Origin of the sequence: Deinococcus betulae, from assembly GCF_020166395.1 — a bacterium.
Classification (GTDB): Bacteria; Deinococcota; Deinococci; order Deinococcales; family Deinococcaceae; genus Deinococcus; species Deinococcus betulae.
This window is the reverse complement of record NZ_JAIQXU010000007.1, coordinates 25,330-44,083: the sequence shown is the minus strand read 5'-3', so window position 1 is coordinate 44,083 and position 18,754 is coordinate 25,330. Positions and strand designations below refer to the sequence as shown.

Below are 18,754 nucleotides of genomic sequence, written 5' to 3'. Positions count from 1 at the left end.
ATTCCTGGTCAGTGCTTCATCTGTGAGGTATTTGGCATTTTCCTTCATAAGACTGGCAGGGAACAAGTCTAGATGTGGCGCACACTTGCCTCTGTTTGGGTGGCTCAACCCCCCATCTTATAAAGGAGATTTCAGATGGCGAGATTGATTCCCATTTCAGAGCTGGTGCGCGACCACAACATTGACCTCGGTGATACCTACAACATTGTCGGTCGCCCTGCCTACGCCATGAACGGCGACAAGGTCGGCACCGTCAAGGAAGCCCTCACCGATGATGGTGGCCGCATCCGCTACCTCGTCATTGACGCAGGCGGCTGGTTCTCCATGAAAGATGTGCTGGTCCCGGTTGGCTCCGCCCGCATCGAGGACGACGGTGTCTACTTCGACCAGCTCACCAAAGACCAGGTCAAAGGTATGTCCGCTTATAGCGCTGGACAGGAGTACACCTACGACGCCCAGGTGGCCGATGAGCGCATTCTGCGTGGCGTAGACCAGAGCCAGCACCAGACCAAAGCTGGCGAGTTCATCTACCGCGATGAAGACACTGCCTACACCGCGCCGCAGCGCCTTCAACTCCTGGAAGAGCGCCTCCAGGTCAACAAGGACCGCTACGTCGCTGGACAGGTGCAAGTTGGCAAGCGCGTCGAAACGCGCACCGAAAATGTCACCGTGGGCCTGGAGCGCGAGGAGATTGTCATCGAGCGCCACGCTGTGACGGACCCCCGTCCTGTCGACGGCAATGTGACCCTGGGCGCTGGCACCGAGACCATCCGGGTGGACCTCGAAGCCGAGCGCGCCGACGTGAGCAAGCAGGCCTATGTCACCGAGGAAGTGGAGATCGGCAAGCGGACCGTGACTGAGCAGCAGACCATGACCGAAACGGTGGGCCGCGAAGTGCTGGACGTCAACCAGACCGGGCAAGTGGCGGTGCAGGGTGACGCGACTGCAACTGGCCAGGTCGTTGGCCGGGATAACCGCAACGTGGCTGAACGCGCCGTCGATGCCGTGAAAGATGCCGCCGACCCCCTCGATGGCAAGATCGACCGCCGCTGAGCTGCCGGGAGAGGCCAGAAACCTCCCCTTTCCTGCTATGGACAACGAACCGCTGCTGACCAGGGTGCCCGTGGGCACCCTTGAACTCCGTGAAGAGCGCGCCCTGATCACCACACAGCGCGTGCAAGCCGGCCGAGTCGAAGTGCGCCGGGAACGCCGCACCCGCACAGAAACAGTGGAAGTGGAGTTGACCGAAGAGGTGCTGGTCATTGAGACCACTGCTGGTGGCCCTCAAGTGCAGGTCAACGGTCTGTTGCTGGACCCCGGTACGGTGCAGGAAGTGCTGCTGTACCAAGAACGGGCTGAAGTGGTCAAGCAGGTCTACGCCGTTCAGAACGTGCAGGTCTCCAAACTGACCCGCACTGTCCCCTTTACCGCGCAAGTCGACCTCGCTTACGAAGAGCTGGTCGTAGACCAGCAGAACGGAGTGGAGGAGCTGGTCATCACAGAAGGTCCACTTCACCCCATAGGAGGGTCATCATGAACCTACAGAACCTCGCTGAGGAAGCGGGCAAAGTCCTGCACCGCACCGAATCCCAGACCGGTGGACTGAGTCACAAGGCCCTCAAGACCTTGGTCAAAGAGCAAGCCGCCCTGGGTGTGCTGCTGCATAAACAGAGCCAGGAGATTTCCGCGCTCCGTCAAGATGTGCAGCACGCCCGTCACCGGGGCGGCGGCTTCCCCTGGGGTCTGGTCCTCCTGGCAGGCGGCGCGTATGCAGCGTACCGTTTGAGCCCCGCCGTACAGGACCAGGTGAAGAGCCTGCTGGGCCGACTGGACCCTGGCGCCGAAAGCAACCTCCACCGGGCGGGCGACGCCGCCAAAGACGCCGTTCATGACGTGACTCAAGGCCGTAATCCCAGTGACGCCCTGCATCAGGCCGGCGGGGAACTGCACCGGGCGGGCGAGAAGTCCGCTGAGGCCCGCCGCAACCCAGCCGATGACCTGAAAGACGACGTCCTGCGGAACATTAAAAGGAGCGACGTATGACCCTGGTGGATCACGGCACCATCCTGACCCGCATCAACTGGACGGGCGTCATTGCCGGTCTGGCGGTCGGCGTCGTCACCCAGCTGTCACTCAGTGCGCTGGGTGTGGCTTTTGGAGCGGCGTATGCGAACTCGGCAGGCAACTTGGCCATGGGGACCATCATCTGGATGGCGATTTCACTGGTCATCTCATCTTGGCTGGCGGGGCTGACCGCTGCGCGGGCGGCCGGGTATCTCACCCCAGCCCAGGGGCGTTTTAACGGCTTGATTACGGGTGCGCTGCTGGCCATCTTGACAACGTTGTTCCTGAGTAATGCGCTGACAGCGGGCTTCCGGGCAGCCAGTAACATCGTGGGCAGTGCGGCGACTGCTGTGGGGAATGCGGGCAGTGCGGCCGCCAACAACAATCTGGGCCAAACCGACCAAGTGCAGAGTGTCCTGAATGGACTGGACGAGCAGGAAATTGGCCAGATCATTGGCGACAGTGCGCCCGAACTGAGTCAGGAGCAGGCTACGGCCGCCACGCGCGTGGTCAGCGGCATCGTGCAGCGCGCCAGCCGGGACCTGGGTACCAATCTGAACGACATCAGCAATCTAGGTGATTTCGTCAAGAACCGTCTGGACAACATCAGCAGCGCGCTGCAGGGCCAGGACTTCGTGAACCGCCTGCAGCGTCAGGGCCTGAGCCAACCTGAGGCCCAGGCGACCGCAACCGCGATCAGTAAGCGCGCGACCGAAGTGCGCCAGCAAGCAGAGCAAACTGCTGCGGCGACCGAGCGCATTGCCCGCAAGACGGCCAACACGGCGGCCTGGGGCTTCCTGCTGGCTCTGGGCGTGATTCTGGGCTTCGCCACGCTGGGCGGCGGCATGGGCTCGGATGTGCCCAAGGGCGGCACACTGGTCACGGGCCGTGAGCCTGAAGTGCGCAGCTAAACACGCTAACGTTCCACAGGGGGCCTGTGCCGTGCACAGGCCCTTGATCTATGCCAGGGGGGTGAGCAGCGTATACCAACGCAGGACAAAGTTGCGCGTATGGTCTGAGCTCCTCAACCAGGTGAGCAAGCCCCGTGGGGAGCCATAAACAGCCTCGAGCAGATTAATCAGCAGAAGAACGGTGCAGAGCGGTGAGGCCTCTGCCCTACAAGTGCATAGCTTGACTCATCCAGCGAGAGATCACAGCCGTAGTCGTTTGGATCAGCTTCCCTGTAGATAATTCTTAGACAGTAGGCGGAGAAGGCGCTTTAGCCGCACAGCTCCAGCAACGCTGCTGACACGGACTCCAAGCTCACAGTGGGCAAAAACGGTTTATTCCAAGAGGGCTTGGACAGCAAGGGATAGATTCGTGCAGGAGCAGGGAGAGGTCTGGATGTAACTTGGACTTGCCGTTTCTTGCCTGAATTGTGGAGGCAACAGATAGATTCTGCTGCTCGTCATCTACGTCAGAGGGCGGGGTAATGCCACCGGCCCGTATGTTCTCTGTCTCACTTTGCCTGTCTGTGGTCTCCCTTAGCTCCTGCCTGCCCTTCCAAGAGGCCCAACTGCCCGGTCAAGAACAGGCAGTGCCCTTTGACCAGTCAAGGGTCAGAGCTGCGCGGTAGCCGGTGATGGCCGGTGGTCGGCCCGCCTCAGTGTAATCGGCCCGGACCGGTACGGTCGCTTCTAGGGTGATGCACACTGGACCAGAAGTGGTCTGCCAGACGGCCCGCTGCCCAGGACGCAGGGGGCGAACCGCCTGCCCTGAGGCTCCTCCCTGAGCGGACGCCACCGTTACCACTTGGGCCTCAACACTTCTCAGGACCAGCGGCGTGCCAGGCAGGTCGTCAAGCGCCGCCACGCCAGTGAGTAGGGTCAGGACTGGAGAGGCCGCTCCAGACCGGCGAAAAGTCAGCTGGGTCAGCACGCTGTCTGGACGCGGTTCCATCTTCACCTCCACCAGCAGGCCTTGCAGGGCCGCCGCCGACAGGTGGGCCGGCCAGTGCTGCACCCGCAGGGGCACCCCCAGCCCGGCCAGCACAAACCGAGTTTCCTCGGCCTGGCGCGTCACGCGGACCACCCGCCGGGCCACCGTGCCAGCGACGATGGGATTCAGGACCGCTGGGCTGGGCGCGGCGGTGACCGGCGCAGACACGGCTGGAGGCACGCGGGCCGGCCCGCCTCCCTGGGCCTGCACCAGCCCCAGCACAAGTGGCAACGTGAGCAGCAGGCGGTGCGCGGTGGTCATGGACATAGCATTCCTCCTTTGCCTGAACGGCAGCTGACAGCGGCGGCCCCGGCGCCCAGGCCAGAGCCGCCGCTACGCCGGGCTTCAGCGCAGGTCGCGCAGGTCAGCCAGCAGTTCGGGGGTGGGGCGGGGCTCCACCGACGCCTGCTGACGGTCGCTCTGGAAGGCGTCGAACAGCGGCACGGCGTCGTCATGGTCGTCGTGGGCGTGTTCTTCCTGGCTGGGCGCATTCAGGCGGGTCACGCCGGGGTTGTTGCCGCCCCAGTAGCGGGTGAAGCTCAGGTTCAGGTTGCCCCAGTCGTCGTGGTCGCGCAGGTAGGTGGTGTAGGCGGGGGCCGGGCGGCCCGCATTGTCGGTGTCGAAGGTCACATCGGCTTTCACGGGCGCGTCGTCAATCACGCCGTTCAGGTTCCAATCGATATTGAAGTTGCCCCGGCCCAGACCGGCCCGCTCGTTCAGGGCGTTTTCGTTGAACACAGCCCCCGACCCGTCCGAGTAGTCCAAGCGGAAGGCCGACGAGCAGGGTCCATTGTCAATATCGCAGCGGCCAAACAGCCCGAACCGCTGGCGGGCGTCGCGGCTGAGGTTGTATTGCCAGTGCTGCTCGGCGCCCTGCGCGGCAGGATTCAGCGGCAGGCCGTTTAACTGGTAGGCGTAATTCATGATGCTGAGGTAATTGGGCTTGAAGTTGGGGCCGTCTTCAAAGCCGCCGTGGCGCAGGCCCAGGTTATGGCCCAGTTCGTGCATCAGGGTGCTGGCCTGAATGTTGACCAGGGCGTTGCGGCGGTTGCTGGTCAGGTCGTCCAGACCCCAGCCGCCCAGGCTGACCACCAGGTCGTTGCCACTGATTTCGGCCACGCCGCTGCTGCCGGCCAGCCCATCGGCCTGACGGCTGCTGGCAAACAGCAGGTAATGAAAGACGTTGCGGCGCAGCGGACTCTGGGCCGTGGCCTTGAGTGTGTAGAGGTCGGCGCACCCGCCCGCCACCTGGGCCTCGCTGGGAAACAGGTCCACGCAGGCCTTGAACGGCACCGCGTTGCCGCCGCCCAGGTTGTACTTGGCCCCGAACAGCGACCCCGTATCGAAATGCACCGCGATGCCGCGCGCCGCGAAAGCCGCCACCACCTTGTCCAGCGCTTCCTGCCGGGGCGTGGTGGCCGCGTCCTGGGAGGGCATGTGGTCCAGTTCGATAAACAGGTCGCGCACACCGGCCCGCGCCCCCAGGGCGTACACGTCCAGGGCGCCGTAGCGGGCGCCGTCGGCCTCGGCGGTGTCAGGAAGACCGTCCAGGTCCAGGTCGGCGGCGTACTGAGGCACATTGTTTGGGCCAAAAGGCGTCAGCCACAGGTTAGGGGTCCAGTCGGCGGCCGAGTTGGTGTCGGCCAGGGTCAGGTTGCGGCTCAGGGCGCGCCCGTGGCGCTCCTCGCCCGCAGGCATGGCCTCGGCATTGGGGCCGGTCCAGGCCGCCGCAGTCAGAGGCTCAGCGTCCGCCTCTCCAAAGCGGATGAAATCCACGGTGGCGCCTGCACGGGTCAGTTCAGCAAAACCGCTCTGGTACCAGTTAGGAATCCAGTCGCCGTCGTGAACATAAATCTGCTTGGCCTCTGGCCGGATGTTGTTCTGAAACGAGGGCAGGCCCTGACCACCAATCATCAGGTACTCGCCGGGCGCCACTGTGACGTCTGGCAGCGGGTAACTGCGGGGCGTGAATTCGTCGTTGTAGGGGGCCACGCGCTGACTGCTGTAGGCCCGCAGGGCGTAGTCCTTGAGGCTAATCGGCTGCGCCGTGCCGTTGTAAACCTCGACCCAGGCGGCCGAATCGCTGAACCAACTGGTGCTGAGTTCGCTGATGCGCAGGTCAGAGGTCCGCACGCTGGGGCCGGAAGGCACTGGGGGATTAGAAGGCACCGGGGGCGGCGTGGGCACCGGCTCGGGTGGGGTCACAGGGGTCGGCTGGCAAGCGGCCAGCAGCAGGATCAGGGTCAGGGGCAACAGGGTGCGGCGAGCAGACATAAGACTCCTTGAAACAGGGCAAGGCGTGACACGCAGAAGTGGCGTGCTGGATGGGCTGAAAGGACTGTGGATTCAGACTACGAAGCGGGGCCGCGCGGCGGGTCAGGGCGTCCAAAGGGCTTGGACGCCGGAAGGAGAAGACAGCATCAGCCAGAGCGGGTGGCCTCTGGCCCTGAGGGCTGTGCGCTGGACGACCTGCCTACGGAATGGCCATGCTCCAGCGGCAGACGGCCACAGGCTCTGAAAGACCTTGTAGAGCGGCAAAGCCGAGCGGACAGCCCCAAGGGCGGCCGGAGAAGAACACTGGTCTGCCCTGCTACCAGGGAGTCTCTTAACAGCCCTTCAGCGGCATTACCAGCGCCAAGCTGCCCTTACAGACCTGCCCCTGAACACCAAGGCCGAACCACTCAGGAACAGGCCCGCAGCGAGTCTCAGGGCAACCCCGAGCACTCGTGAGACTGGACCCCGTCAAAACTCCCAGGCGAAGGACGCGGGGCTTTGCGACAGGCCGGTGGTATGAACAGTGAGTTTCAGAAGGTTGGCCCTAACGGTCATGCTGCGCCACCTTTCAGAGAAGTCCCCTGGCGCGGCGCCGAAGCTCCTGCTCAAGTCACGCGCCAGACGGGCTGCATGGTTTCCAGGGGACGGTCAAACAGCCCAGGCTGCGCGGCGGGGCCAAAGACCTGCCGGAAATCCTCGGGCCGCAGGCCCTTGCGCAGGCGCGAGGCATAGCCAGTGACCAGCGCCGCCGCGTAGTGCTTCGCGTCGTAGTCCTGGCCGTCTGGGTTGACATCCAGAGGCGTCAGGCCACCCCCCGCGCGGTAATAGAGGGCCGTGCGTTCGCCCGGTTGCCAGGTGCGGCCCAGGGCGTGCAGCGCCTCGTAGGCGGCTTCCTTGCGCGCCGCGCGGGTGGCCGCATAGTCGTGCGGCGCCTTGGTCAGGCGCACCCGGCTGGCCACATCGGCGTTGGTCCACTGCCGGGTGTCCAGGGCGTGAATGGCCTGGAGATACGCAGCCCGAACCCCTGGCACGTCGCCAGAGAGCAGGCAGCGCAGCGCCTGACGCAAAAAGGCCCGGCCGTACCCCTCCGTGCGGCTGGACTCGAAGGCGGCGCCGCAGAGGGTGAGGGTGCCGTCATAGCGCAGCAGGGCGTAATTCTTGATTTCGTGGCTGAGCATGGCCTGCGACCGGCCGTCAAATTCCAGCGAGATGCCGCCGGGCAGCAGGGCGTCCACCTCGGCAATCAGGCGGCGTTCCTGGGCCTCGGTCCAGGCCGCGGGGGCAGCGAAAAAGACGCCGTCTGTATCGGCCTCGATCAGGGTGACGCCCCGGGCCTCCAGGGCCTGCACCACCCCTTCGAGCAAAGCGCGCCCTCTGGCCGTAATGCGGTCGGCGGCTGCCTGGTCGCCAAACAGGGCCAGGCGCCCGGCCCCCAGATAGCCGTAGCCGGAATTGACGACCAGTTTCATGGCGGTCTGAATGGCCTCGTGTTCGCCGGTTTCGCCGCGCTGCGCCGCCGCCTTGTGGTGCAGCCGCCGGTCGGTCAGGTGGTCCATGAGGTGCAGGAAAGCGCCCAGCGGGTCACACGCCGGGCCAATGCGGTCATGGCGGATGATGCTGGGGTACATGCTCGCCACGTCGGCCTTGACCACGTGCCTCAGGACCCCCTCGGCATACAGCCGGACGGTGCCGCCCTGGTGCGGCGAGGCGGCCCGCATGGGTTCGGCGGGCAGGGCGCGGCCCGCCTGAAGGTAGGCGCGAATCAGCATAGGTTCCAGCATCCCGGTGGCGGTGCCCGCATACGGCAGGCGGTGGTAGGGCCGGGGCGCCATCTGGGCCAGGGCAAAGGAGGGGGCCAGCACCCGGCGGGCCAGGGCGGCGACCTCCTCAACGTCTTGCAGGGCGTAGCGGCGCACCCGCTCGGGGTCGGTCTGGTACGTCTGGGCAATCTGGGCGCCCTCCAGATACACCCGGTCAGGCGGGGCAATGCCCAGGTGCTGCGCCACCGCCTTGAGGCCCATGCTGGGCAGGTCCAGGCGGCGAACGGCGTCTAGGGTATCCACGAGTTCCCGGCCCGCGCAGGCCCAGTGGGGCGAGGTGCGGCCGTCCGCCACCCGCCACAGGCCAGCAGGGCCGCCCGCCCGGCTGAAGTTGACGCGCAGGCCATGAACCTCGGCGCGCCCCAGCAGGTAGGGCAGGTCAAAGCGCATGAGGTTGTGGTTCTCGATCACATCCGGGTCACGGGTCTGAATGGTCGCCACGAGAGCCTGAATCAGAGCGGCCTCGTCGTCGGGCCGGGGCGCTTCAAGCACCTGCTGAAAGCCCCGGTTGTCCCGCACCGCCACCATGAAGATTCGGCCCGTCTCGGGGCGCAGGCTGGTGGTTTCCAGGTCCAGTTGCAGGCGGTGCAGGTCGTCAAAGACCAGCCCCTTGAAAAAGGTGCGCCCGGAGGCCATCAGGTACTGCTCGGCCGGCTGGGCGCTGACATAGCCAGAGAGGTCGTGCAGGCTGGTGACCCGCCGTCCCAGCCGGCGCCCGGCCCCGGCCAGCACCGCCTGGCGCAGCGCCCGTCCGTCGGTGGCGGTCAGCAGATACCGCAGGCTGCCGGCTGGCCCCGGCAGTGGCCGCACGCTGAAGGGCGCCGCCTCGTCCCCCTCCACCAGCCGGGCCCCGAGATGGGCCACATCCTCAAGGTCCCGCGCGTACAGCCACGGGCGAAAGCGGGCGCGTTCCAGCGTGACCTGCCCCTGCTGGCCACCTTCACGGCGCCAGACCAGCGCCCGCCCGGACAGGTCGGCGTGAACCGACACGATGCCTGGCGTCGGGTCAGTGCCAAACACCAGGGGGTCAGCGGCGGGGGCGGCACACATGCCCCTGATGATGCGCGCCCCAGGCGGCCTGTGACCAGATGCGGCGGCCTGCCCACCCCCTGACGCTTGCTCAGTGTGCTATGCGTGAGGACGGGGCCCGGCCAGCGTACGCCGCCCTTGCACCCCAAGCGTTCATCTGCTACATTTACGCTCTAAACGTAATTGATAAGGAGTTTACGCATGTCTTCCCCCCTTGAACACCTGACGACCCCGGACGTACTGGCGCTGGCCCCCGACAGCAGCAGCGCCAGCGCGGCCCAGAAGCTCGCCCGACCCGCCGGGTGGCCCACGCTGGCCCGCGACGGGGGCGTGCTGTGGGGCGAATGCCAGGGCAGCGGCGCTCACCCCTACCGCGTAGGCGTGGACGCCCGCAGCGCCGACATCGTGAGCAAATGCAGCTGCCCCAGCCGCAAGTTTCCCTGCAAGCACGCCCTGGGGCTGCTGCTGCTGCACGCGGCCGGCACCGGCACCTGGACCAGTGCCCCGGCGCCGGCTGACCTGGCCCGGTGGCTGGAAGGCCGCGTGGCGCGCGCCGAGAAGGCAGAGGCGGCCCCTGATGAGGCGCCCGCCGACCCGGCCGCGCAGGCCAAGGCCCGCGCCAAAGCTCAGGCGGCCCGGGACCGCAAACGCTCGGCTGGCCTGGAAGACCTGGAACTGTGGCTGGGTGACCTGGTGCGCGAGGGCCTTCAGGCCGCCCGCGCCCGGCCTTACAGCGACTGGGACCGCCAGGCGGCGCGGCTGGTGGACGCCCAGCTGGCCGGCGCCGCCCGGCTGATCCGGCAGATCCCTGACCTGCTGCACGACGAGACCGCCGCCGCCCTGACCGCCCAACTGGGCAAAGTGTGGCTGCTCACGCAGGGCTGGCGCGTGCGCGACACCCTGCCGCCCACGGAATGCGCCGACCTGCTGACGGCGCTGGGCACGCCGCTGGACCGCGCCGGCCTGCCGCCGGCCGCGCCGCAGCGCTGGCAGGCGCTGGGGGCCGTGCAGGAGGAAGAAGGCAAACTGACGGTGCGCCGCACCTGGCTGCTGGGCGCAGGGCGGGAACTGGCCCTGCTGCTGGATTTTGCCCCCACAGGACAGGCGCTGCCCGCACCGCTGCTGCCGGGGCAGGCCTTTACGGCGGCGGTGGCCTACGCACCCTCGGCCCACGCCCAGCGCGCGGTGCTTCAGGGCGACACGGTGATTCAGGGTGCTGCAGAGCCAGGCAGCGCGCCGCTGCCCCTGCCAGGCCGCTCGCTGGCCGACATGCAGGCCGACTACGCGGCGGCCCTGGCCCTGAACCCGTGGCTGGAGCGCACCGGCGCGGTGGTCGGGCCGGCGTACCTCACCCTTGATCCGCCGCAGCTGTGTGACGCGGCGGGCCACGCGGTGCCCCTGAGTGCGCGGCTGGACACAGACGACCTCTGGACCCTGCTGGCCCAGGCCGAGACGCAGCTCCAGACGTATTTTGGCGAGTGGGACGGGCAGACCTTCCTGCCGGTGGGCCGCGCCGCGCCCGCAAGCGGGGTGACCGCATGACCCTGCCTGACCTGGCCGCCGTCGCCGCACGCGGCACCAGCCGGGCCGAACTGCCGGCCCCCACCGGCGCGCTGGCCCCTGCCCTGAGCCGCGTGCCCGGTGACACCCCCGAAGCCCAGCTGCTGGGGCGCGCGGCCCTGCTGGGCCTGCATGCCCGCGCCGGGGCGCCCCTGCTGGCGGCCGCCGCGCCGCCGCCCACCGCCCTGCCGGCCCCAGCGCGGCCACTGACCCCCGCCCTGGCGGCCCTGCTGCCGGGGCTGGTGAGCGCCGACACGGCGCTGGCGGTGCAAGCGCTGGGAGACGTGGCGGCGCGCGGCTGGACCCTGAATGCCGTGCAGGTGCTGACCCTGCACCGCCAGGAGGCCGACCTGACCCCCGCCCTGTGGCGACTGGCCGACGCGCGGGCGCAGGCCACCCTGGACGCCCACCCCCTGCACAGAGCGGCGCAAAAGGCCGAGGAGGCCGCCGCCTGGACCGCGCAGCTGGACGCCCTGACCGGGGAACGTCAGCGCGACTCCGTGCAGGCGGCGGCCTCCCTGCAGACCCTCTGGGCCGAGCAAGCCGCTGACCGCCGCAAGGAGCTGCTGGCGCTGGTTCGCCGCGACCTGCGCCCCGAGGACCGCCTGCTGCTCGACACGGCGGCGCGTGACCGCTCGCCGGAGATTCAGAAAGGGGCGCGGCAACTGCTGGGCCACCTGCCGGGGCCACTTCAGGACGAGGTGCTGGCCCTGCTGCCGCAGGCGGTCAAGGTGAGCGGCCTGCTGAAAAAGAAGATCACCTTCGCGGCCTTTGACCTTCCGGCCGCGCTGGGAAAACCGCGCGCCGGCCAGTACGACGACAGCGACCTGCACCGCTTGCTGGGCGCGCTGCCCACACCCCTGATCCTGAAGACGCTGCGGGTGAGCTGGGAAGAGCTGCAAAAGGCTGTGAAAGCCGCCCACTGGTCGCTGCTTCAGGAACTGGAGGAACCGCCCCAGCCCATCCCTACGCTCCCCAACCCCGACGTGGCCCGCGCCCGGCTGCGGGACCTGGCCGGACAGCCAAAAGTGTCGGCGGACAAGCTGTTGGAAGCCGTGCAGGCGCTGGGCACCAGCCTGGAGACCGAAGCCCCCGCCCTGCAAACCGCCCTGGCCAGCCGCACGCTGGACCTGCTGGGCCGGGAGGGCGTGACCTGGCAGGCGCGGGACCTGGCCACCCGCCTGCGCCGCACCCTCTCACCCGACCTGACGGTGCCCCCGCCTGAGCCGCTGCCCTTTCAGTTGCCGCCCATGCCCAAGAAGCTCCCCAGCTGGCAGACCCCCGCCGACTGGGAAGACAGCCAGCGCCAGACCCACGCCCACCAGCAGCAGGGCGCCCTGCAGACCTGGCGTGAATTGATGGGCGCCCTGCGCCTGCGCCGCGAGTGGCAGGGCGCCCTGGCCCTCTCCCCCACCCTCTGAGCCCCCAAGGAGTTTCTATGACCAGCACCCCCGAAGTCCTGCGCCAGCACGCCGAACACGCCTACGCCCATGAACTCGCCGCCCTGGCGCAGCACGACCGCTTTCCGCGCCCTCCGAAATGGAACCTCAGCCCGCGCGCCGTGCTGACCTACCTGATGGGCGGCCGGGCCGGCGACACCGAGATCACGCCGAAGTATGTGGGCGAGGCGCGGCTGATGGAAATCGCCGTGGCAACCCTGGCCACCGACCGCGCCCTGCTGCTTATCGGGGTGCCGGGCACCGCCAAAAGCTGGGTCAGTGAACACCTGGCCGCCGCCATCTCAGGGGACAGCACCCTGCTCGTGCAGGGCACGGCGGGCACCGACGAGAACGCCATCCGCTACGGCTGGAACTACGCCCGCCTGCTGGCCGAGGGTCCCAGCGAGGCCGCTCTGGTGGAAAGCCCTGTGATGCACGCCATGCGCCAGGGCAAGATTGCCCGCTTAGAAGAGCTGACCCGCGTGCAAAGTGACGTGCAGGACACCTTAATAACGGTGCTGTCCGAGAAGACGCTGCCAGTGCCCGAACTGAACACCGAGGTTCAGGCGGTGCGCGGCTTTAACCTGATTGCCACCGCCAACAACCGCGACAAGGGCGTAAATGACCTGTCCAGCGCCCTGAAGCGCCGCTTTAACACCGTCATTCTGCCGGTGCCCGACAGCCTGGAAGATGAGCTGAGCATCGTGACCCAGCGCGTGGAGTCGCTGGGCCGCAGCCTGGGCCTGCCCACGGACCTGATGGGCGCCGCGCCCCCAGCCCTGGACGAAATTCGCCGTGTGGTCACGGTGTTCCGCGAGTTGCGCGCAGGCGTGACTGAGGACGGCAAGACCCGCCTCAAGTCGCCCAGCGGCAGCCTCAGCGTGGCCGAGGCGATCAGCGTGGTCACCAACGGCCTGACCCTGGCCGCCCACTTTGGCGACGGCGAACTGAGCAGCCGCGACGTGGCCGCCAGCGTCATCGGGGCGGTCGTCAAAGACCCGGTGCAGGACCAGGCGGTGTGGAACGAATACCTGGAAACGGCGATTAAAAAGCGGGCCGGCTGGAAAGAGTTTTACAACGCCTGCCGGGAAGTGAGCTGAGTGGGGGCGGCCGACTTCTGGTCTAAAGACAGCCTGGACTACCAGCAGAAGAACTACATCAGTCCTCCTTTTACGCCGGACCTGCTGGCGTCCATCGAAGCAGAACTGGGCCACCGCCTGCCCGCCAGTTTCGTGACCCTGATGCGGTCTCAGAACGGCGGCATTCCGGAGCGCACGGCGTTTCCGACTGGGCAGGCCACGTCCCGGGCCGAGGATCATATCGCCATCAGTGGCCTGTTCGGCATCGGTCGGGACAAGCCCTACAGCCTGTGCGGGCCGCTGGGCAGCCTGTTCATGATGGAAGAGTGGGACTATCCGGCCATTGGGGTCTATATCGCGGACTGCCCTTCGGCGGGGCATGACATGGTGGCGCTGGATTACCGCGCCTGCGGTCCACAGGGCGAGCCGGCCGTGGTGCACGTGGATCAGGAAGCGGCCTACCACATCACCCCGCTGGCCCCGGACTTCGCCACCTTTATCGCCGGTCTGCAGGATGAGGCGCGCTTTGAAGACGACCCGGAGGACAGCGAGGCCGAAGACCTGACGCGCGTGCGGACCGGAGCCTTTAGCCCGGAATTGCAGGCCCTGCTCGCAGCATTTCCCGACCCGGCCCTGCCGGAACGCCTGAGGGCGCTGGCCGCGGTCATCGTGCAGGACAAGGGGTTTTTCGCACTGCACGCCGACCCGCACTCGCAGCTGATGTATGACCTGCTGTTCCTGCTCTATAGCCACAGCCACGTGGTCCGGGACGAACAGAGGTACCTGGAAGAAGCCTATCCGCCGCTGATCGCCCTGGCCGACAGCCGGGGGGTCGCCACCGGGGGCTACGCGCCAGGTTTCTTGGAGGACTGGCTGCGGGAAGCGAAGGCGCAGGGCCGCGTCGTGACCACCGCCCAAGGCCTGCAGTTCACCCCAGAGGCGACGCAGGCCGTGCTGACTGCGCTGGCAGCGGTGCCCACCACACCATGACCCTCACCATCCTCCCCATCCGCCACCACGGCCCCGGCTCGGCGCGCAGCGTGGCGCGGGCGCTGGAGGCCCACCCACCCGCCACCCTGCTGATCGAAGGCCCGGTGGACGCTGACGCCCTGCTGCCCTTCCTGAATGACCCGGCGATGACGCCTCCCGTGGCCGTCATGGCGCATGTGCAGGGTCACCCCGAGCGTTCGGTGTTCTACCCGCTGGCCGAGTTCAGCCCGGAATACGTGGCGATTCGCTGGGCGCTTTCTCGCGGTGTCCCGGTGGCCTTCATGGACCTGCCTGCCAGCGTGACCCTGGCCCACAAGGAGGAGGCCGCAGAGGCCGCTGAAGCTGAGCCGGAGGCTGAACCAGACACCACTGACGCCACCCCCACTCCTCCAGAGGACGCCGTGCGCGCCGATCCCCTCGCGCTGCTGGCCCAGGCGGCTGGCTACAGCGACTTTGAGCGCTGGTGGGACGCCCTGGTCGAGTCGCGCGGCGACGGGGAAGCCGTGTTCGCCGCCATTGCCGAAGTGATGGCCGCCGTGCGTGAGGCCGAGGACGGGCACACCTCTGCCCGTGACCTGATCCGCGAGGCGCAGATGCGCCAGACCATCCGCGCGGCGCTAAAGGGGGGCAGCGTCGCCGTGGTGTGCGGCGCGTGGCACGCCCCAGCGCTGACCCCCGAGGTCCTGGCGCGCGAGGCCAAAGCCGACCCGGCGCGCGTCAAGGGCCTACCCAAGACCAAAGTCGCCCTGACCATCACGCCCTGGACCCACGGCCGATTGACCCAGGCCAGTGGCTACGGCGCGGGGGTCGCGTCGCCGGGTTGGTACGCCCACCTGTACGCCACGCCGTCGCAGGTGTCCGAGCGCTGGCTGACCCGCTCGGCGCGGCTGCTGCGGGCGCGCGGCCTGGACGCCTCCAGCGCGCAGGTGATTGACGCGGTGCGGCTCGCGGACGCCCTGGCGACCCTGCGCGGGCGCCACCTGGCCGGGCTGGACGAACTGACCGACGCCACGCGGGCGGTCTTTGCCTGGGATTCGGACACGCCGCTGCGCCTGCTCTCAGAGGAACTGTTCGTAGGCGAGGCGCTGGGCAGCGTGCCTGCCGGTGTGCCCGCCGTGCCGCTGGAACAGGACCTGGCGGCCACACTGGCCCGGTTGCGGCTGAAGCGCGAGGCGGTTACCCGCGACCTGACCCTCGACCTGCGTGAAGACGCGGGCCTGAGCCGCTCTCAGCTCTTTCACCGGCTGACCCTGCTGGGCGTGCCCTGGGCCAAGGAGGCCGCCAGCCGGGGCACCGGCACCTTTAAGGAAGCCTGGACGCTGCGCTGGGAACCTGAATTCAGTGTGCGCGTGGTGGAGGCGAGCCGGCACGGCAACACGCTGGTGCGCGCGGCGAATGCGGCGGCAGTCTCGGCGGCGCGGCGGGCCGCTGACCTGGGCGCGCTGTCAGACCTGCTGGAAGTCACGCGCCTGAGTGGACTCCCTGGGGCCGCCGCCTTTACCCTGGCCCGTCTGGACGAACGCGCCGCCGACGCCGACACCGCCGCGCTGCTGCTGGCGCTGCCGCCACTGGCCCGCCTGGCCCGTTACGGCGACGTGAGGGCGCGGGGGGGCGACGACCTGCGGCCCGTCTTCCGCACGCTGGTGGCCCGCGCCGCCGCCGGGCTGCCCAACGCGGCGCACGGTCTGGGTGAGGAAGCGGCGCAGACTCTGCACCGCCAGCTGGCCGGGGCCGACGCGGCGGTGCGCCTGCTGGACGACCCCGAGGCCAGTGGCCAGTGGGTCGTGGCCCTGCACGCCCTGGACGCCCAGGGCACGGCGCCCCTGCTGCGCGGCGACGCCGTGAACCGCCTGCGCGACCGTGGCCTGCTGGACGCCGCCCAGGTGCAGGCCCGGCTGGCGGTTGCCCTGGCCCCCGGCGCCCCGCCCCTGGACGTGGCCGCGTGGCTGGGCGGGTTTATCGGTGAAGACGGCCAGACCCTGCGTCACGACCCGGCCGCCCTGGCCCTGCTGGACACCTGGGTCGTGGGCCTGGACCCCGACGCCTACAGCGAGGTGCTGCCGCCTCTGCGCCGTGCCCTGTCACGCCTGGACCCGCACGCGCGTAGGCGCCTGGGCGAGGAGCTGCGCGGCCTGGAGCGCACCGAGCAGGCCGCGCAGGTCAACGGCGAATTGGGCGCGGGGGTGGTGCCGGTCGTGCTGCGCCTGCTGGGCGTGACCCTGCCTGCTGGAGACCCCTTATGACCCCTGAAACTGACCCCGCACCCCAGAGCCTGACCCCCGACCTGGAGCGCCTGCGCCGCTGGCGGCTGCTGCTGGGCGGCGAGACCGCCACCGGCGAGAGCGCCGACGGCATCGGCCAGCCGCTGGGCGAACACGACCGCCGCCTGGACGCCGCCCTGGCCTCGCTGTATGACGGCGCGCCTTTTACCCTTCAAACGGAAAAACCCCAGAAGGGCCGCAAATCAGGCCGGAACGTGGGCTTTGGCAAAAGCGCCCCGGCCGTGGCCGCGTGGCTGGGCGAGGTCCGCGACCTCTTTCCGCAGTCGGCCGTGCAGGTCATGCAGGGCGACGCGGTCGAGCGGCTGAACTTAAAGACCCTGCTGCTGGAACCCGAACTGCTGGAGCACCTCCAGCCCAACGTCCACATGGCGGCCACCCTGATCAGCCTGAAAGACGCCATGCCGGCCCAGGCCAAGGCGCTGGCGCGGCAGGTGGTGGCGCGGGTGGTGGACGACCTTCAGGCCCGGCTGGCCGAGCCGCTGCGCAGCGCGGTCACGGGGAGCCTCAACCGCTCGCAGCGCAACCTCCGCCCCCGCCAGAACGAGGTGGACTGGGGCCGCACCCTCCTGAAGAACCTGCACACCTACGACCCCGAGCGCAAAAGCGTGATCCCCGAGCGCCTGGTGGGCTACGGGCGTGCGCGGCGGCAACTCAAGGCCGTGACCCTGTGTGTGGACCAGTCGGGCAGCATGGCGTCCAGCGTGGTCTACGCCGGTATCTTTGGCGCCGTCCTGGCCAGCCTGCCGGCCCTGAAAACCAACGTGGTGGTCTATGACACTACGGTGGTGGACCTGACCGACCACCTGGCCGACCCGGTGGACGTGCTGTTCGGCGTGCAGCTGGGCGGCGGCAACGACACCCCGCTGGCCCTGCGCTACTGCCAGGGGCTCCTGACCAACCCCGAGGAACACACCTTTGTCCTGATTTCCGACCTGTATGAGGGGTCCGGCAGCGCCGAGATGATCCGCCGCCTGAACGAGTTCCGCGAGCTGGGCGTGCGCGTCATCGTGCTGCTGGCGCTGGACGACGACGGCACGCCCAGTTACGACCACGACAACGCCGCGAGGCTGGCGGCCCTGGGCATTCCCGTCTTTGCCTGCACCCCGGACTTTTTTCCCGATCTGATGGCCACTGCCCTGCAAGGGGCCGACATCGGCGCCTGGGCCGCCTCACGCAGCATCGTGACCGCCCGCGCGGGGGCCGAGCCGACGAGTTCTTGAAGCGGCGGGCAGGCGGCCGGGTGACTGGCCTCAACCGTTCAGTCTGAGCTGGACGTGCACCTCCGCCTCTGGGCACGCATGGCTTGGCCCATAGTGCCGAGGCCTGTCACTCAGCGAGGCGGAGGCGCCGGGAGGTGGGCGGTCATCTCAGTTCCGCTGGCCGCGAAGCCCAGCGCCTCGTACAGCGCGCGGCCCTGCGGGGTGGTGCCCAGCGCAAACCGGGTGACGCCGCGCGCCTGACCCGCCGTCAGACAAGCCCGGACCAACTCGCGGGCGTGCCCCTGGCGGCGCCAGTCCGGGTGGGTCCAGACATTGACGACCCTCGCCCGCAGCGGCTGGGGGTCGTCCCGACTGGGGCCCCAGTCGAGCAGGGTCAGGCCTGCCCCGGCGACGATCTCGCCGCCCACCTACGTCACGAAGCCCAGGTAGGTGCCGCGCGCTATGGCCCCCGCGACCCAGGCCGCGTAGGCCGGACGATCAGGAGCGTCGGCTGGGTTAGGCAAGCGGTGACGGGCAATCACCGCCCCATCGGCGGAGGTCACCGGGCGCCGGTCAATCAAGGCCCTGCGCCTCGGCATGGGCGATGAGTTTTCGCAGCAGCCCTTCAAACTGCTGTATCTCTTCTGAACTGAGGGCCGCCAGCAACTGGGCCTCGAATGCCAGGTGAACAGGGAGGTGCGCCTGCACCAGCGCGCGGCCCTGGTCGGTCAGGGCCAGGCGCCACGACCGCCGGTCCTGCGGGTCCAGGCGGCGCGTGAGCAGCCCGCGCGCTTCCAGCCGGTCCGTGTTGCCCGTCACCGTCGCGGGCGAGACCGCCAGGAGCGCGGCGACCTCGCTGGCGGGCAAACCCTCAGGCGGAGCCGAGCGGTACAGCGTCAGCAGCAGGTCGCGGGTGGCCGAGGTCAGGTCCGCCTGCGCGGCTGTGGCCCGCACGGCGTCGCCCAGCAGGGCGTGGGCACGGCTGAACGTGATGAAGGTCAGCATGGGGGCGCTGTCCAGCTCTGGTTCGGCAGCCTGCCAGTCGTGCCGAATGCGGTCCAGCGCCTTCAGGATAGTCAT

At 68.5% G+C, this 18,754-nt stretch carries 16 protein-coding genes; 10 read left to right on the top strand and 6 right to left on the bottom strand.

Annotation, left to right across the window (positions count from 1 at the left end):
• The first annotated feature begins 135 nt into the window (after window positions 1-135).
• Genes K7W42_RS07290 through K7W42_RS07275 form a run of 4 tightly spaced genes read left to right on the top strand, consistent with a single transcriptional unit; the run spans window position 136 to window position 2,975 of the window.
• Complete coding sequence (locus tag K7W42_RS07290) at window positions 136-1,053, top strand: PRC and DUF2382 domain-containing protein (protein WP_224573504.1); 918 nt, start codon at window positions 136-138, stop codon at window positions 1,051-1,053.
• 37 nt (window positions 1,054-1,090) lie between these two features.
• A complete protein-coding gene (locus K7W42_RS07285) occupies window positions 1,091-1,537 on the top strand; it encodes a DUF2382 domain-containing protein (RefSeq protein ID WP_224573502.1) in 447 nt (148 codons plus the stop codon).
• Complete coding sequence (locus tag K7W42_RS07280; RefSeq protein WP_224573501.1) at window positions 1,534-2,043, top strand: hypothetical protein; 510 nt, start codon at window positions 1,534-1,536, stop codon at window positions 2,041-2,043. The genes K7W42_RS07285 and K7W42_RS07280 overlap by 4 nt, the downstream gene beginning before the upstream one ends.
• Window positions 2,040-2,975 (top strand): hypothetical protein, encoded by a 936-nt coding sequence (locus K7W42_RS07275; protein ID WP_224573499.1) that lies wholly within the window; start codon window positions 2,040-2,042, stop codon window positions 2,973-2,975. The genes K7W42_RS07280 and K7W42_RS07275 overlap by 4 nt, the downstream gene beginning before the upstream one ends.
• A 613-nt stretch (window positions 2,976-3,588) precedes the next feature.
• On the opposite strand, the gene K7W42_RS07270 is transcribed toward K7W42_RS07275, so the two are convergent.
• The 3 genes from K7W42_RS07270 to K7W42_RS07260 all read right to left on the bottom strand — a co-directional run bounded on the left by K7W42_RS07270 (window position 3,589) and on the right by K7W42_RS07260 (window position 9,146).
• Entirely contained in the window at window positions 3,589-4,269 is a 681-nt protein-coding gene (locus K7W42_RS07270) for a hypothetical protein (RefSeq protein ID WP_224573498.1), read from the bottom strand.
• 78 nt (window positions 4,270-4,347) lie between these two features.
• A complete protein-coding gene (locus tag K7W42_RS07265; protein WP_224573496.1) occupies window positions 4,348-6,276 on the bottom strand; it encodes a hypothetical protein in 1,929 nt (642 codons plus the stop codon).
• A 605-nt stretch (window positions 6,277-6,881) separates the two neighbouring features.
• Window positions 6,882-9,146 (bottom strand): 3'-5' exonuclease, encoded by a 2,265-nt coding sequence (locus tag K7W42_RS07260; RefSeq protein ID WP_224573495.1) that lies wholly within the window; start codon window positions 9,144-9,146, stop codon window positions 6,882-6,884.
• 180 nt (window positions 9,147-9,326) lie between these two features.
• On the opposite strand from K7W42_RS07260, the gene K7W42_RS07255 reads away from it, so the two are divergent.
• The 6 genes from K7W42_RS07255 to K7W42_RS07230 are packed head-to-tail and all read left to right on the top strand — an operon-like array spanning window position 9,327 to window position 17,695.
• Complete coding sequence (locus K7W42_RS07255; protein WP_224573493.1) at window positions 9,327-10,667, top strand: SWIM zinc finger family protein; 1,341 nt, start codon at window positions 9,327-9,329, stop codon at window positions 10,665-10,667.
• Window positions 10,664-12,106: a DUF5691 domain-containing protein gene (locus tag K7W42_RS07250; protein ID WP_224573491.1), complete on the top strand. Its 1,443-nt coding sequence runs from the start codon at window positions 10,664-10,666 to the stop codon at window positions 12,104-12,106. The genes K7W42_RS07255 and K7W42_RS07250 overlap by 4 nt, the downstream gene beginning before the upstream one ends.
• A 17-nt stretch (window positions 12,107-12,123) precedes the next feature.
• Window positions 12,124-13,224, top strand: coding sequence for an ATP-binding protein (locus K7W42_RS07245; RefSeq protein WP_224573490.1), 1,101 nt, complete (start codon window positions 12,124-12,126; stop codon window positions 13,222-13,224).
• Window positions 13,225-14,193: an SMI1/KNR4 family protein gene (locus K7W42_RS07240; RefSeq protein WP_224573489.1), complete on the top strand. Its 969-nt coding sequence runs from the start codon at window positions 13,225-13,227 to the stop codon at window positions 14,191-14,193. It abuts the gene before it with no gap.
• Window positions 14,190-16,436: a DUF5682 family protein gene (locus tag K7W42_RS07235; protein WP_224573488.1), complete on the top strand. Its 2,247-nt coding sequence runs from the start codon at window positions 14,190-14,192 to the stop codon at window positions 16,434-16,436. The genes K7W42_RS07240 and K7W42_RS07235 overlap by 4 nt, the downstream gene beginning before the upstream one ends.
• Window positions 16,433-17,695, top strand: a complete 1,263-nt coding sequence (locus K7W42_RS07230; protein ID WP_224573487.1) for a VWA domain-containing protein — start codon at window positions 16,433-16,435, stop codon at window positions 17,693-17,695. The genes K7W42_RS07235 and K7W42_RS07230 overlap by 4 nt, the downstream gene beginning before the upstream one ends.
• A 110-nt stretch (window positions 17,696-17,805) precedes the next feature.
• On the opposite strand, the gene K7W42_RS07225 is transcribed toward K7W42_RS07230, so the two are convergent.
• From K7W42_RS07225 to K7W42_RS07215, 3 genes are read right to left on the bottom strand one after another with little or no spacing between them, the layout of a single operon-like run.
• Window positions 17,806-18,102: a GNAT family N-acetyltransferase gene (locus tag K7W42_RS07225; protein WP_224573486.1), complete on the bottom strand. Its 297-nt coding sequence runs from the start codon at window positions 18,100-18,102 to the stop codon at window positions 17,806-17,808.
• A complete protein-coding gene (locus tag K7W42_RS07220) occupies window positions 18,103-18,255 on the bottom strand; it encodes a hypothetical protein (RefSeq protein WP_224573485.1) in 153 nt (50 codons plus the stop codon).
• Window positions 18,248-18,754 (bottom strand): MarR family winged helix-turn-helix transcriptional regulator, encoded by a 507-nt coding sequence (locus K7W42_RS07215; protein ID WP_224573484.1) that lies wholly within the window; start codon window positions 18,752-18,754, stop codon window positions 18,248-18,250. Before K7W42_RS07215 ends, K7W42_RS07220 begins: the two co-directional genes overlap by 8 nt.

Bases quoted from the DNA above. Each gene is read 5' to 3' on its own strand.
- K7W42_RS07290 (WP_224573504.1), top strand. From the start codon at position 136: ATGGCGAGATTGATTCCCATTTCAGAGCTGGTGCGCGACCACAACATT.
- K7W42_RS07285 (WP_224573502.1), top strand. From the start codon at position 1,091: ATGGACAACGAACCGCTGCTGACCAGGGTGCCCGTGGGCACCCTTGAA.
- K7W42_RS07280 (WP_224573501.1), top strand. From the start codon at position 1,534: ATGAACCTACAGAACCTCGCTGAGGAAGCGGGCAAAGTCCTGCACCGC.
- K7W42_RS07275 (WP_224573499.1), top strand. From the start codon at position 2,040: ATGACCCTGGTGGATCACGGCACCATCCTGACCCGCATCAACTGGACG.
- K7W42_RS07270 (WP_224573498.1), bottom strand. From the start codon at position 4,269: ATGTCCATGACCACCGCGCACCGCCTGCTGCTCACGTTGCCACTTGTG.
- K7W42_RS07265 (WP_224573496.1), bottom strand. From the start codon at position 6,276: ATGTCTGCTCGCCGCACCCTGTTGCCCCTGACCCTGATCCTGCTGCTG.
- K7W42_RS07260 (WP_224573495.1), bottom strand. From the start codon at position 9,146: ATGTGTGCCGCCCCCGCCGCTGACCCCCTGGTGTTTGGCACTGACCCG.
- K7W42_RS07255 (WP_224573493.1), top strand. From the start codon at position 9,327: ATGTCTTCCCCCCTTGAACACCTGACGACCCCGGACGTACTGGCGCTG.
- K7W42_RS07250 (WP_224573491.1), top strand. From the start codon at position 10,664: ATGACCCTGCCTGACCTGGCCGCCGTCGCCGCACGCGGCACCAGCCGG.
- K7W42_RS07245 (WP_224573490.1), top strand. From the start codon at position 12,124: ATGACCAGCACCCCCGAAGTCCTGCGCCAGCACGCCGAACACGCCTAC.
- K7W42_RS07235 (WP_224573488.1), top strand. From the start codon at position 14,190: ATGACCCTCACCATCCTCCCCATCCGCCACCACGGCCCCGGCTCGGCG.
- K7W42_RS07230 (WP_224573487.1), top strand. From the start codon at position 16,433: ATGACCCCTGAAACTGACCCCGCACCCCAGAGCCTGACCCCCGACCTG.
- K7W42_RS07215 (WP_224573484.1), bottom strand. From the start codon at position 18,754: ATGACTATCCTGAAGGCGCTGGACCGCATTCGGCACGACTGGCAGGCT.